Origin of the sequence: Kitasatospora sp. YST-16 (assembly GCF_026802215.1) — a bacterium.
GTDB lineage: Bacteria > Actinomycetota > Actinomycetes > Streptomycetales > Streptomycetaceae > Kitasatospora > Kitasatospora cineracea.
In genome coordinates this window covers 4,221,964-4,235,034 of sequence record NZ_CP113837.1, presented here as the reverse complement: position 1 = coordinate 4,235,034, position 13,071 = coordinate 4,221,964, and the positions used below count along the sequence as shown (strand labels likewise).

General features: G+C 74.6%; 12 protein-coding genes. 6 read left to right on the top strand and 6 right to left on the bottom strand.

Translation table 11 applies throughout. The features are described from left to right. Nucleotides 1-51: 51 nt before the first annotated feature. The 5 genes from OU787_RS19485 to OU787_RS19465 form a co-directional block, all read right to left on the bottom strand. On the bottom strand, nt 52-1,476 hold the full coding sequence (locus OU787_RS19485; protein ID WP_268661891.1) for a penicillin-binding transpeptidase domain-containing protein: 1,425 nt from the start codon (nt 1,474-1,476) through the stop codon (nt 52-54). 86 nt (nt 1,477-1,562) lie between these two features. Next, nucleotides 1,563-2,912 (bottom strand): FtsW/RodA/SpoVE family cell cycle protein, encoded by a 1,350-nt coding sequence (locus tag OU787_RS19480; RefSeq protein WP_035956998.1) that lies wholly within the window; start codon nt 2,910-2,912, stop codon nt 1,563-1,565. A 92-nt stretch (nt 2,913-3,004) separates the two neighbouring features. Then, nucleotides 3,005-3,508 (bottom strand): DUF1269 domain-containing protein, encoded by a 504-nt coding sequence (locus OU787_RS19475; RefSeq protein WP_030463175.1) that lies wholly within the window; start codon nt 3,506-3,508, stop codon nt 3,005-3,007. Between the two features lie 116 nt (nt 3,509-3,624). Next, nucleotides 3,625-4,272, bottom strand: coding sequence for an ABC transporter (locus OU787_RS19470; protein ID WP_268660145.1), 648 nt, complete (start codon nt 4,270-4,272; stop codon nt 3,625-3,627). Then, complete coding sequence (locus OU787_RS19465; protein ID WP_268660144.1) at nt 4,269-5,117, bottom strand: ABC transporter ATP-binding protein; 849 nt, start codon at nt 5,115-5,117, stop codon at nt 4,269-4,271. Before OU787_RS19465 ends, OU787_RS19470 begins: the two co-directional genes overlap by 4 nt. 88 nt (nt 5,118-5,205) lie before the next feature. Here OU787_RS19465 and OU787_RS19460 point away from each other — a divergent pair, with 88 nt between their 5' ends. Together OU787_RS19460 and OU787_RS19455 are read left to right on the top strand one after the other, a co-directional pair. Beyond that, the gene (locus OU787_RS19460) at nt 5,206-6,543 is read left to right on the top strand and encodes a VWA domain-containing protein (protein ID WP_268660143.1); all 1,338 of its coding nucleotides are present in this window, start codon (nt 5,206-5,208) and stop codon (nt 6,541-6,543) included. A gap of 2 nt (nt 6,544-6,545) precedes the next feature. Then, nucleotides 6,546-7,472, top strand: a complete 927-nt coding sequence (locus OU787_RS19455) for a peptidase (protein ID WP_268660142.1) — start codon at nt 6,546-6,548, stop codon at nt 7,470-7,472. A gap of 67 nt (nt 7,473-7,539) precedes the next feature. On the opposite strand, the gene OU787_RS19450 is transcribed toward OU787_RS19455, so the two are convergent. Further along, complete coding sequence (locus OU787_RS19450; protein WP_268660141.1) at nt 7,540-9,732, bottom strand: terpene synthase family protein; 2,193 nt, start codon at nt 9,730-9,732, stop codon at nt 7,540-7,542. A 392-nt stretch (nt 9,733-10,124) separates the two neighbouring features. Between OU787_RS19450 and OU787_RS34580 the strand changes: the two genes are divergently transcribed. The 4 genes from OU787_RS34580 (at nt 10,125) to OU787_RS19430 (ending at nt 13,036) form a co-directional block, all read left to right on the top strand. After that, on the top strand, nt 10,125-10,271 hold the full coding sequence (locus tag OU787_RS34580; protein ID WP_327059401.1) for a hypothetical protein: 147 nt from the start codon (nt 10,125-10,127) through the stop codon (nt 10,269-10,271). A 124-nt stretch (nt 10,272-10,395) separates the two neighbouring features. Continuing rightward, nucleotides 10,396-11,178, top strand: a complete 783-nt coding sequence (locus tag OU787_RS19440) for a CPBP family intramembrane glutamic endopeptidase (RefSeq protein ID WP_268660140.1) — start codon at nt 10,396-10,398, stop codon at nt 11,176-11,178. Beyond that, nucleotides 11,175-12,452, top strand: a complete 1,278-nt coding sequence (locus OU787_RS19435; RefSeq protein ID WP_268660139.1) for a sensor histidine kinase — start codon at nt 11,175-11,177, stop codon at nt 12,450-12,452. The genes OU787_RS19440 and OU787_RS19435 overlap by 4 nt, the downstream gene beginning before the upstream one ends. Further along, complete coding sequence (locus OU787_RS19430; protein WP_030464072.1) at nt 12,392-13,036, top strand: response regulator transcription factor; 645 nt, start codon at nt 12,392-12,394, stop codon at nt 13,034-13,036. The genes OU787_RS19435 and OU787_RS19430 overlap by 61 nt, the downstream gene beginning before the upstream one ends. Nucleotides 13,037-13,071 lie beyond the last annotated feature (35 nt).

Sequence of the window (13,071 nt, the reverse complement as noted above, 5' to 3'; positions counted from 1 at the left end):
GAATCAGCCCGGTGACAGTACCAAAGGGTGGTTTTCCACCGATTGGACCCGCTAGCGGTTGAGCACGGTCTGCATGACGGACCTGGCGATGGGCGCGGCGAGCCCACCGCCGGTGACGTCGTCGGCCTGGCTGTCGGCGACGACCACGGCGACGGCGACCGGCGGGACGGCGGTGGAGCCGGCCGGGCGGGCCCAGGCGATGAACCAGGCGTAGGGGGTGCCGGAGTTGTCGACGCCGTGCTGGGCGGTGCCGGTCTTGCCGCCGACCTCGGCGCCGGGGATCCGGGCGTTGCGGCCGGTGCCGTTCTCGACCACGTCGACCATCAACTGCCGCAGCTGCTGGGCGACCGCGGCCCCGAACGCCTGGTGGTAGAGGCTCGGGTGCATCAGCTGGACCTGGCTGCCGTCGGCCTTGGTCAGCTTGTCCACAAGCTGTGGATACATCACCTGGCCGTCGGCGGCGGCCCCGGCGGCGACCATGGCCATCGCCAGCGGGGTGGCGGCGGTGTCGTACTGGCCGATCGAGGAGAGAGCCAGCTGGGACTTGTTCATCTCGGTGTCGAAGTTGGAGCGGGCGGCGCGCACCGGGGTGTCGAGCCGGGCGTCGTTGAAGCCGAAGTTCTTCGCCATCGCGGTCATCCGGTCGAGGCCGGTCTGCACGCCGAGGTAGCCCATCACGCTGTTGCAGGAGAGCGTCATCGCCTCGTCGAGCGAGAGCCCGGCCCGGTCGCAGGCGCTGGTGTCGTTGTTGAGCGGGGTGGTGGTGCCGGGCATGACGTACGGGTAGGGGGCGTCGGTGGGCGCCTCGATGTCGGTGACCACGCCGTTGGCCAGCGCGGCGGCGGCGGTGACCACCTTGAAGGTGGAGCCGGGCGGGTAGATCTGGCGCAGCGCCCGGTTGAGCATCGGCTGGTCGGGGTCGTCCTGGAGCTTCTTCCAGGCGTTCTGGTCGGCGGCGGAGGTCCCGGCGAAGGTGCCGGGGTCGTAGCCGGGGGTGGAGGCGAGGGCGAGGATCCGGCCGGTGGCGGGTTCGATCGCGGCGACGGCGCCCTTCTGGTTGCCGAGGCCCTGCATGGCGGCGCGCTGGGCGGCCGGGTCGATGGTGGTGACCACGTCGCCGCCGGGCTGCTGCTGCCGGGTGACCGCGTCCCAGACCGCCCAGCCGGCCAGCCGGGGGTCGGTGCCGGAGAGCAGGTCGTCGTAGACGCCTTCGAGCTGGGTGTTGCCGTAGGTCTGGGAGGAGTAGCCGGTGACGGGGGCGTACAGCGCGCCGTCGGTGTAGGTGCGCTTGTAGGCGTAGCGGCCGCCGGTGGGGGCGGAGCCGGTGACGGGCTGTCCGGCGACCAGCAGGTTGCCGCGGGGCTGGGCGTAGCGCTGGATGGTGGCGCGCTGGTTGGCGCTGTTGTGGTCGAGGTCGTGCTTCTGGAAGACCTGGACCCGGGTGGCCTGGACGGCGAGGGCGACGATCAGCAGCATGCAGAAGGTGCCGGCCCGGCGGCCGGTGGTGGAGATGCCCGGCAGGCCCTGCGGCCCGCCGTTGGTGCCCTCGGGCCGGGTGGGCCTCACGCGTCCTCCTCGGGGACGGGGCGCCGGGCGAGGTCGCTCATCCGCACCAGCAGCGCCACGATGATCCAGTTGGTGACCACGGACGAGCCGCCCTGGGCGATGAACGGCAGCGTCATGCCGGTCAGCGGGATCAGGTCGAGGACGCCGCCCGCGACCACGAACACCTGGATGGCGACCAGCGCGGCCAGGCCGATGGCGAGCAGCCGCCCGAACGGGTCGCGCAGCGCGATGCCGGTCCTGAAGCCGCGGGCCACCAGCAGGGCGTACAGCAGGAGGACCGCGAACAGGCCGGTCAGGCCGAGTTCCTCGCCGACGGTGGCCAGGATGAAGTCGGACTTGGTGGCGAAGCCGATCAGCGCGGAGTGGCCCAGGCCCAGGCCGGTGCCGAGCTGGCCGCCCCAGGCGAAGGCGAACAGCGACTGGGCGATCTGGTTGGCGCCCTGCCCGGCCTCGATCGAGGCCAGCGGGTGCAGCCACTCGGTGACCCGGCTGTGCACGTGCGGGGAGAGCCAGCCGACGCCGACCGCGGCCAGCGCGGACAGCAGCAGGCCGATCACGATCCAGCCGGTGCGGGCGGTGGCCACGTACAGCATCACCACGAACAGGCCGAAGAACAGCAGCGAGGTGCCGAGGTCGGTCTCCAGCACCAGCACGCCGACGAACGCGGCCCAGATCAGCAGCACCGGGCCGAGCACCCGGCCCAGCGGCAGCCGGAACCAGAGCACCTTGCGGCCGGTCAGCGCCAGCGCGTCCCGGTGCGCGGCCAGGTAGGCGGCGAAGAAGACCGCCAGCAGGACCTTGGCGAACTCGCCGGGCTGGAAGGAGAGCGGGCCCAGCGTGATCCAGATCCGCGAGCCGTACACCGGCGGGAAGAACACCGGCAGCACCAGCAGGACGAGGGCGACGAACGCGCCGACGTAGGCGTAGCGCTGGAGCCGGCGGTGGTCGCGCAGCAGGAGCAGCACCGCGATGAACAGGCCCACCCCGAGGGTGGACCAGAGCAGTTGGGTGGGGGCGGCGGCGCTGCCGGGGTTGCGGTCGAGCCGGTAGATGACGACCAGTCCGATGCCGTTGAGCAGCACCGCGATCGGCAGCAGCAGCGGGTCGGCCCACCGGGCGCGCCAGCGCACCGCGCCGTGCGCCAGCAGGGCGAGCACGCCGAGCGCGGCGCCGTACTGGGCGGCGTCCGGCGGGGCCTTGCCGTCGAGGTTGACCCCGACCTCGACGTAGCCGAACACCGCGAGGCCCACCGCGGCCAGCACCAGCACCAGTTCGGTCCAGCGCCCCGTCCCGGCCCGCCGCGCGCGGGGCACCCGGGCCGCCCGGGCCGCGGAGTCAGTCGCCACCACCAGCCGTCCTCGCCAGCTCGAAGGGGCACGGACGGCGGGGTGCCGGGCGTCGCGCGCCCGGCACCCCGCCGGAGGAGTCCGTGGATGCGTCAGAGCGTCGAGGCCGGGTACGCCGCCTTGGCGATCTCCCGGAGGTGCTCCTCCTCGTCGTGGCTGAGCGAGGTCTGGATCAGCTCGCCGCCGAACTGGGCGACCGCCGGGATCACCTTGTCCTGCGTCGCCGAGCGGACCAGGGCGAACACCGCGGCCTTGCCGGGTTCCAGCTTCTCGCCGACCTGGCGCATGAAGTTGTCGTCCACGCCGGTGTCGGTGGAGGCGCCGACCGCCGCGCCGGTCGCGCCGCCGATCGCGGCGCCCAGGAACGGCATGAAGAACAGCAGGCCGATCACGCCGCCCCACAGGGCGCCGGAGGCCGCGCCCATGCCGGTGTTGGACATGGCCTGGTGCAGCTTGATCTTCCCGTCCTCGCGGCGCTCGACCACCACGACGTCCTCGAGGTCGACCAGCTTCTGCTTCTGCAGGCCGACCAGTTCGTCACGGACCTTCTGCGCGGTGGGGACATCCGGGTAGGCGATCGCGAACAGGTTGCTCACGGCGGGCTTCCTTCCGACAGGCGTTGGGCACGTCCCCCAGCACCCTAGCCACCACCTGCCGCGTTCGACCCGATCCGACCCGGTGTGTCCGTTTCCGGCCCCGGCGCGGGGGCCGCTCAGTCGCCGCGCCGCACCGCGGCGGCCACCGCCGCCCAGCAGCACCCGGCCGCCAGCGCCGCCGCGGCCGGCAGCGTCCACCACGGCAGGTCCGGCCCCTGCTGCCGGGCGCCCAGCACCAGCGTCCGCACCACCGCGTTCGCCGGGGACCCGGGCACCAGCAGCACCGCCACCACCCCGCCCAGCCCCAGCGGCACCGCGTACGCGCCCGCCACCACCGGCCGGTTGCACACCGCGCCCACCGCCGCGCCCGACAGCGCGCACACCAGCGTCGCCAGCCCGCCCCCGGCGGCCATCGGGCCGGACACCTTGCTGCCCAGCAGCAGCACCGCCAGCAGCCCGAGCGCCCCCAGCGCCAGGCCCGCGAGGGCCGCCGCGAGCAGCGCCGACAGGTGCACCCGGGCCCAGCCCGCCGCCGCCACCAGGCAGGCCCGCGACTGGGCCGGCTCGGCGCCCACCGCGCCGCGCACCAGCCAGCCGGTCACCGGCACCAGCAGCCCGGCCGAGAAGGCGGCCGCCGAGGAGGCGTTGTCCCCGGCCGACAGGCCGAGGCCCAGCACCACCAGGTACGCCAGGCCCGGGGGCAGCCAGCGCTGCGAGCGCACCAGCAGTGCCAGGTGGTAGCGGGTCAGCGCGCGCAGCGTCACGGCCGGACTCCTTCGGGGTGCTCGGGCCCGGCCACGCTGTGGACGTGCACCGGCGGCGTCGAGTCGAGCAGTCGGCGCAGCAGGGTGTCGGAGTGGGCGGCGGCCACGTCGAGGCGGACGGTGCCGTCGGCGAGCGGCTTGCGCTCGGGGTTCCCGGGGAGGTGCTCGGGCAGGCGCTCGGCGCGGACCACCACCACCGCGCGGGGGCCGTCCTCGTCGGCCCGGACGGGCGGGACCGCGTGCAGGGTGCCGTTCCTGACGAGGTGTCCGGCGGTGGTGAGGCCGGCCAGCCGGGCCGGGTCGTGGTCGACGAACACCACCAGCCCGCCGCGGTGGGCCCGTTCGGCGACGGCGGCGTCGAGTTCGCCGCGGGCGGCCCGGTCGAGGCCGGTCCACGCCTCGTCCAGCAGCAGCAGGTCCGCCTCGGCGAGCAGGGCCTGGGCGACCGCGACCTTCTGGCAGGTGCCCTTGGAGAGCCGGCCGATCGGGGTGCCCGCGTAGCCGGTGATGCCGAAGCGCTCCAGCCAGTGGTCGGCGCGCCGGCGCCCCTGGTCGGCGCTCAGGCCGCGGACCCGGGCGAGGTGGCACAGGTAGTCGCGGGCGTCGAACGGCAGTGCGGGCGGGAAGCGTTCGGGCACGTAGGCCCGGCTGCCGGGGGCGCGCACCGTGCCCCGCTCGGCCCGCTCGATGCCCGCCAGGACCTTCAACAGGGTCGACTTCCCACTGCCGTTGGCCCCCTCGACCCGGACGATCCCGCCCGGCTCCAGCACCAGGTCGACGCCCCGCAGGATCCACGGCCCGCCGCGCCCGTAGCGCTTCCCCACCCCGGCCAGACGCACCGTCATGCGCTCTCCTCGCCTGCTCCGTCCGTCCGTTCAGGGTAGGCGGCCGCCCACCACCCGCGTTGGGTGATTCGAACTGACGGTCCCTAGGATGCGGCGGGTGATCACCACCACCACACCACGACGGACGGCCCGCGCGGCCGCCCTGTTCGGGGCCCTGACGATAGTCGTCGGCACCGTGCTGGGCACCTTCCCCGCGTACGCCGACGAGCCCGGGGCCCCGCCCGCCGCGACCGAGGCGCCCAAGGTCGACCTGGTCCTGGACGGATCCGGGTCGATGCGCACCATGGACATCCAGGGCAAGAGCCGGATGGAGGTCGCCCAGCAGTCGATCAAGGAGGTCATCGACGCGCTGCCGGACGAGACCGAGTTCGGCATCCGCACCCTGGGCGCGACCTACCCGGGCAACGACCAGAAGGAGGGCTGCAAGGACACCCAGCAGCTCTACCCGGTCGGGAAGACGAACAAGGTGGAGGCCAAGACGGCCGTCGCCACCGTCCGCCCCACCGGCTGGACCCCGATCGGCATCGCGCTGCGGGCCGCCGCCCAGGACCTGGGCACCGGGCCGACCACCCGCCGGATCGTGCTGATCACCGACGGCGAGGACACCTGCGCCCCGCCCGACCCGTGCGACGTGGCGCGCGAACTGGCCAGCCAGGGCATCCACCTGGTGGTCGACACGCTGGGCCTGGCGCACGACGACAAGACCCGCCAGCAGCTGATCTGCATCGCCAACGCGACCGGCGGCACCTTCACCGACGTCCGCACCCAGGAGCAGCTGACCAAGCGCGTCAAGCAGCTGGTCAACCGCGCCCAGGACACCCACACCATCGCCCCCGCCAAGGTGGCCGGCTCCGAGAAGTGCGCGGACGCCCCGATCCTGACGCCCGGCGTGTACACCGACCGGGAGAAGTTCTCCGAGCACCGGGTGTACCGGGTGCCGGTGAAGGCGGGCGAGGAGCTGCGCGCCTCGGTCAGCGTCACCCCGGACCGGGCGGTCGCCCGGGACTACGGGGTGCTGCTGCAGGCCACCGACAGCGGCGGCCAGGAGCTGGTGCGCGGCAGCGACGCCGGTTCGGGCCGCACCGACGTCGCCTCGACCGGCGTGCGCTGGTCCGCCGCCGGGGACGACTCGTCCTCGGCCCCGGCCTCCCCGTCGAAGGGCGCCGGCTCCGCCGCGAACGTCCGGACGGTCTGCCTGGTGGTCAGCAACTCGTTCGCCGCGCAGGCGGGCGTGCAGGCCGACCCGGGCCTGCCGCTGGAGCTGACGGTGGACGTCGCCGCGGCCTCCCCGGCCCCGGACGGCCCCGCGATGGGCCTGGGCCGCGGCTGGATCCTGCTCGGTGTCCTGACCCTGGCCGGCCTGCTCGCCGGTCTGATCTTCGGCTGGCTGGCACGCTGGCGGATCGCCGTCTGGCGGGAGAACTGACGATGCGCAAGCTCCTCACCGCCGCGGCCTCGGCCGCCGCGTTCACCGGCCTGCTGCTGCTGGCCCCGGCGACGGCCTCGGCCGCGTCCCCGTCCGCCTCGGCCTCGCCGTCCGCCTCGGCGTCCGGCACCGCCAAGCCGGTGCTGAACTCGGTCGGCACCAGCTTCCTGACCGCGACCACGCTGGCCGCCGGCCAGGACGCGGACGTCCCGGTCTCCACCGGCGACTACCTGTACTGGGCGTTCCCGGCCTCCGAGGGCCAGACCCCGACCGTCCAGGTCAAGGTCACCCTGCCGGACGCCGCGGACCGGCACGGCCCGCAGACCTGGTCGCTGGAGCTGTTCGACGGCCTGCGCCGCCGGCAGTCCTGCACCGCGGGCCCGCAGGAGGGCGCCGGCGAGCAGAGCGCCGCCACCCTGCAGCTGAGCTGCACGCTGCGGCAGATCCGCTCCTGGGCCGAGCCGTGGTCCGGCGACCCGCTGCCCGGCACGTACTACGTCCGGCTGTCCACCACGGACATCCCGCAGACCGACCTCGGCCTGGCCGCCACCGTCCACGTGCACGTCGCCGCCAAGGGCGGCGCGGACGACGCCCAGCCCGAGGGCGGCTCGCTGAAGGCCCCGCTGGTGCCGCCGGTGAACGCCGGCGCGACGGCCGCCGCCGCGGCGGCCACCCCGGCGCCGAGCGCGAGCGCGACGTACGCGGCGGCGCCCGTCGCGGAAGAGTCCCACTGGTACTCGGACCTCTTCTCCGGCTGGAACACCCGCTGGTGGTGGACCGTCGCGGGCGGCGTGCTGGCCGCCCTCGCCGGCGTCCTCGGCTACACCCTCACCCGGCACCCGCGCGGCCACCACCACCCGCACCGCCCGGCCCCGGTCCCGCACCAGGCGCCGCCGGTGCAGCCGCAGCAGAACAGCAACTGGCAGTAACGGCACGGGCCGAGGGTGCACGAGCAGGGGCGCGGGGAACCGCGCCCCTGCTCGTGCTCCGCGCGCCTCAGCGGCCGATCGCCTGCAGGATCCGCATCGCCGAGGTGCCCAGCTCCGCCGGGACGGCCGTCTTCGGGGCGAAGTGCCGGCGCAGCACGTCGTCGGTGTAGCGGTCGCACCGCTGGTGCCAGTTGAGGACGGCGGCCATCCAGTCCTCCAGCTCGCGGACGTACCCGTCGAGGGCCTGCTCGGCCTCACCGTCGAGGGCGAAGTCCTGCTTGAGCAGCGGGAGTTCGCCCTTGACCACGTGCGCGAACTGGTCGAGCCGGGAGGCCGTCAGGTCGGCCACGATGTCGACGGCGACGGCGGGCTCGCAGGAGAAGAAGTTCTCCACCACCCGGACCAGGTTGTGGAACTCGCCCTCGTACTCGACCTCCTTGCGGTACGAGTGCAGGTCGTTGACCAGGCAGCCGTAGTCCGCGGCGGAGTTCTCGATCGCCCGCAGGGTGCCGCTCGCGTAGACCTCCTCGGGGATCACCTCGCCGCGGCCGAGCCGGGCCAGGCCCATCGTCAGGTCGGAGCCGAAGGTGGCGCGGCGCATCTCGATGTAGTCGACCGGGTCGGGGATGCGGTTCTGGGCGGTGTTGGCGAGCTCCCAGAGCCAGCTGTCGAGCATGTCCCCCACCGCCTTGCGGAACTTGGCCCGGGCGCCCTGCTCGAACGGCGCGCTGGTGCGCTGCCAGAGGTCGGCGAGGCCGGACTCCAGGGCGTTGCGCGGCGCGAACGGGAGGCTGCCGTCGAGCGTCATCAGCGCGTGCAGCCGCTCGTTGGCGGCCTTCGCGCCGAGCAGGTCGCGGGGGTGGCCGAAGACGGCGGGGTAGTAGTCGTCGGCGTAGGTGCCCCAGGTCAGCCAGGCGGAGGAGAGGTCGAGCTCGGCGGGGGTGGCGTCGGGGTCGATGCCCGCGGCGCACAGCGCGAAGTCGTAGTCGCGGAGCTTGCGTTCGTCCCAGACGTCGGAGCCCAGGACGCCGGGCTCCGGGTCGAGCAGGCCGAACTCGCGGGCCCAGCGGACCACGTACTCCCGGGAGCCGTCCAGGTGCGGGTTGAGCGAGAGGGGGTACGGCATCGGGAGGTCGGGCAGCGGCACCGGGCCGGTCCGGCGGTGCGGGGTGTGGACGAAGCTGCGCAGGCCGCGGATGCCCGCCGCGAGCCGGAGGTTGGCGGCGGAGGTGCCCAGGCCCCTGGGGCCGTGGGCTGGCGCGGCCGCACCGCCGCCGTTCATGTAGCGGCTGGAGCGCAGGTGCCACTCGTGGCCGCCGGACTGCCAGTCCTGCATGCCCTTGACGTAGGCCACCACCCGGGCGACCTCGGCCGGGCTCAGCGCGTGCTCGGCGCACAGCGGGCCCAGTTCGGTGAGCGCGGTGTTCTCGAACTGCTGGAGCCGGGAGGTGAGCAGGTCGTTGACGGCGTCCGCGGCCTGCTGGGTGGAGCAGCCGAGGAAGGTCTCCAGCACCAGGACGCCGTTGGACAGTTCGCCCTCCTCGCCGATCTCGCGCTCGTACGAGAACAGGTCGTTGCGCAGGTGCACGCCGTCCGAGAAGGCGTCCCGCAGGACCCGCAGCGGCCGGGAGTGCGCCACCGGCTCGGGCACCTCGGCGTCGGCCGCGTACTCGATCAGCCCGGCGGACCAGGGCGCGCCGCCGACCTTGCGGCGCATCTCGATGTACTCGACCGGGTTGGAGACCCGGCCCTCGTTGATGTTCGACAGCTCCCAGAGCGACTCGTTCAGCAGGTTCCTGGTCGACTCGGCGAACCGGGCCCGCCAGTGCGGCGACATGTGCGGGACGGTGCGCTGCCACAGGTCGGCCAGGCCGGCCTCGACCGGGTTGGTGGCCTCCGGGTAGCCGTCCGCGAGGTCCATCGGCATGAACGCGGGCAGCCGGTCCAGGTACGCCTTGCCGCCCTCGCGGTCGAGGGTCCGCTTGAAGATCTCCAGGAAGTGGTCGTCGAAGAAGAACACCCAGGTGTACCAGTCCGTGACGAGGTTCAACGCCTCGCTGCCGCAGTCGGGGTGGGTGTAGGAGCAGAGCAGCGCGTAGTCGTGCGAGTCGAGGTCGTGCTCCTCCCAGACGCCCGACCCCTCCAGCATGCCGAAGCCCCGCGCCCACTCCTTGGTGTGGACCCGCGCCTCCTCGTAGTGCGGGTTGATCCGGGCCGGGTACGGCACGTAGAAGTCCGGCAGTTCGAACGGCTGAGCCACTGGGTCCCGCCCCTGGGTGTGCGTCTGGATTGGTGTGTCGTCGACGAAGTGGTGTGTCGTCGACGAAGATCGGCGCGCTGCCTAACGAGCCCACGGGCCCGCGGTCACCGGTACCCCGCTGGGCCGCCCGGATTCCCGAATCCACCCGTACGAGTGAAGCACCGGCGCGCGCGCCTGACACCGGACGGTGTCCGACCCCCGCGGCAGACTGACCGGATGACCCTGTTCACCGAAGAGACCTGGCACCTGCTGCGCGGCACCGAACCGGTCGGCGAGATCCGGATCGACGAGGCGGACTTCCCTTGGCTGCGGGGCGAGTTCGTCCCGGGCCCGGGCTGGGCGGAGGCCGCGCCGCGGTTCGCCGAGACGCTCCGCCTGGTCCGGGAGGAGGAGTGGGGGAGTTCGACCGCGCCTACACCGCCGTCGAACGGGACTACGCCCTGCACTCCCCCGACGGCCCGGTCGCCGAGTTCCTGCTGCACATCGACCCGCCCCGGGCCTGGTTCCGGTTCAGCGAGGAGCCCTTCGAGGACGGCTGACCGCCCGTCAGGGCTCCCGGGGGTGCAGGTAGCTGCACCCCCGTCGGGCAGGTGGGTGCAGTGGATCGGGGCGTCGCGCGCGGGATCGTCGGGGGAGGGGATTCCGAGCGAGGGGTGGAGTGCGGTGCGCGGGAAGTGGATCGGGCCGACCGGGGTGTTCCTGGTGGTGGCGTTCGTGGCGGCGGGGGCGCTGGGGGCGGTGCAGCCCGCGACGGGGCTGCCCGAGGAGGTGCTGCAACTGACGCAGTTCGGGCCCGCGTTGGGGGTGGCGGCGGTCGCCGGGTGGCGGCCGGGGCAGGTGCGGCGGCTGCTGGCCGGGCACGGCGGGCGCGGGGCGGGCCCGGCCGGGCTCGCGGTGCTGCTGTCCGCGGTGGCGGTCACGGCGGTCGCGGTGGCCGGGGCGGCGCTGTGCGGCGTGCCGGTGGCGGTGCGCGACCCGGGGTCGCTGGCCGCGCCGTTCGGGGTGGTCGCGGCGGCCCAACTGCTGGGCGCCTGCGGGGAGGAGATCGGCTGGCGGTGCCTGCTGCAGCCGCTGCTGCGGGAGCGGTTCGGGCCGTGGGCCTCGTCGGTGGCGGTCGGCCTGGCCTGGGGGTGCTGGCACGTCGGGGTGTTCACCCGGTCCCCCGCGTACGCGGCGGGGTTCCTGGCGGCGACGGTGGCGATGTCGGTGCTGCTGGGCTTCGCCTGGGAGCGGGTGGGCCGGTGGCGGCTGCCGGTCGCGGGCGGTTTCCACGCGCTGGTGAACCTGGGCCTGCTGCTGTTCCTGGACCAGGAGTCGGGGGCGACCGGCCCGGTGCTGCTGTTCGGCGCGGCCTGCGTCCTGGTGGCGCTGCCCTGGGTGCTGACGGCCCGTCGGACCGGGCCTGCGGAGCGCGCCGGGCACCCGGATAGCATCGCGCTGATATGACGATGCGACCGCAGTCCGTCCGGGTCCGGGCCGCCCTGCTCGCCCTCGGCCGCTGCCACCTGGCCTCGTGGCGCTCCCTGACGACGTCCCTGCGCGGCCTGGCCGCGGGCGGCGCGCTCACCCTGCTGCCGGTCGGCCTCGGCCTGCCGCTGCTGCCGCCCGCCGCCCGGCTGCTGCGCCGCGGCGCCGACCGCGAGCGCGCGCTGCTCGCCCGCTGGACGGGCCGCGCGCCCGCCGCCCCCGAACCGCTGCCCGCGGGCGTGGTGGCGCTGCTCGGCGCGCCCGGCTTCCGCCGCGAACTGGCCTGGTCCTGGCTGGCCCCGTGGAGCAGCTGCCTGCTGGTGGCCGTCCCGCCCACCCTGGTCGGCTACGGCCTGGCCGGGGCGCTGGTGCAGCCGTTCCTGTGGCAGCTGCTCGGCCCGGGCAACTGGTACGCCTTCGTCCCGGTCGACTCGACCGTCAACGCGCTCGCCGCGGCCCTGCTCGGCCTGGGCTTCGCCGCCGCCGGCCTGTGGCTCGCCCCGCCCGTGCTGGCCCGGTACGCGGCCTGGACGGCCCGGCTGCTGGACGGCCCGGCGCAGGCCCGGCTGGAGCAGCGGATCGACCAGCTGACCGACAGCCGGGCCGAGGTCCTCGACGTCCAGGCGGCCGAACTGCGCCGGATCGAACGGGACCTGCACGACGGCGCGCAGGCCCGGCTGGTCTCCCTCGGGCTGGCCCTGGACCGGGCCGAGCAGCTGCTCGACGAGGACCCCGGCACGGCCCGCCGGCTGCTCGGCGAGGTCCGGACGAGTTCCGAGCGGGCCCTGCAGGAGCTGCGCGACCTGGTGCACGGCGTGCTGCCGCCGGTGCTGGCCGACCGGGGCCTGGCCGACGCCGTCCGCTCGCTCGCCCTGGACTGCTTCCTGGACGTCGAGGTCTCCGCCGACCTGCCCGGCCGGCTGCCCGCCCCGGTCGAGGGCGCCGCGTACTTCGCCGTCGCCGAGCTGCTCGCCAACGCGGGCAAGCACTCCGGCGGCCACCGGGTGGACGTCGAACTCCGCTGCGCGGACGGCCGGTTGCGGGCGGTCGTGCGCGACGACGGCCGCGGCGGCGCCGACCCCGACCGCGGCAGCGGGCTCGCCGGGGTCCGCCGCCGGCTGGCCGCCCTCGACGGCACCCTCGCCCTGGACAGCCCGCCGGGCGGCCCGACCACCGCGACCCTGGAGATCCCGTGCGCGTCGTCCTCGCCGAAGACCTCTTCCTCCTCCGCGACGGCCTCGCCCGCACCCTGACCGACCACGGCTTCGAGGTCGCCGCCGCGGTCGACAACGGCCCCGAACTCCTGCGCGCCCTGCGGGAGTCGGCGCCGGACGTGGCCGTGGTCGACATCCGGCTGCCGCCCACCCACACCGACGAGGGCCTGCAGGCCGCCCTGACCGTCCGCCGGGAGCGGCCGGGGCTGCCGGTGCTGGTGCTCTCCCAGTACGTGGAGCAGCTGTACGCCCAGGAGCTGCTCGCCGACGGGCGCGGCGCGGTCGGCTACCTGCTCAAGGACCGGGTCACCCGCACCGCCCAGTTCGTCGACGCGGTCCGCACCGTGGCCGCGGGCGGCACCGTGATGGACCCGCAGGTGATCGCCCGGCTGATGGCCCGCTCCACCGCCCGCGGCACCACCGCCGACCTCAGCGCGCGCGAACTCGACGTGCTGCGCCTGATGGCCGGGGGCCGCTCCAACGCCGCGATCATGGCCGAGCTGCATATCGGCGAGAGCGCGGTCGCCAAGCACACGGCCGCGATCTTCGCCAAGCTCCGGATCGACCACACCCCCGACTCGAACCGCCGCGTGCTGGCCGTCCTCGCCTACCTCCGCCGCTGACCCGGCCGGCCCGGCCCGGTCCCGTAGAGTCGTGC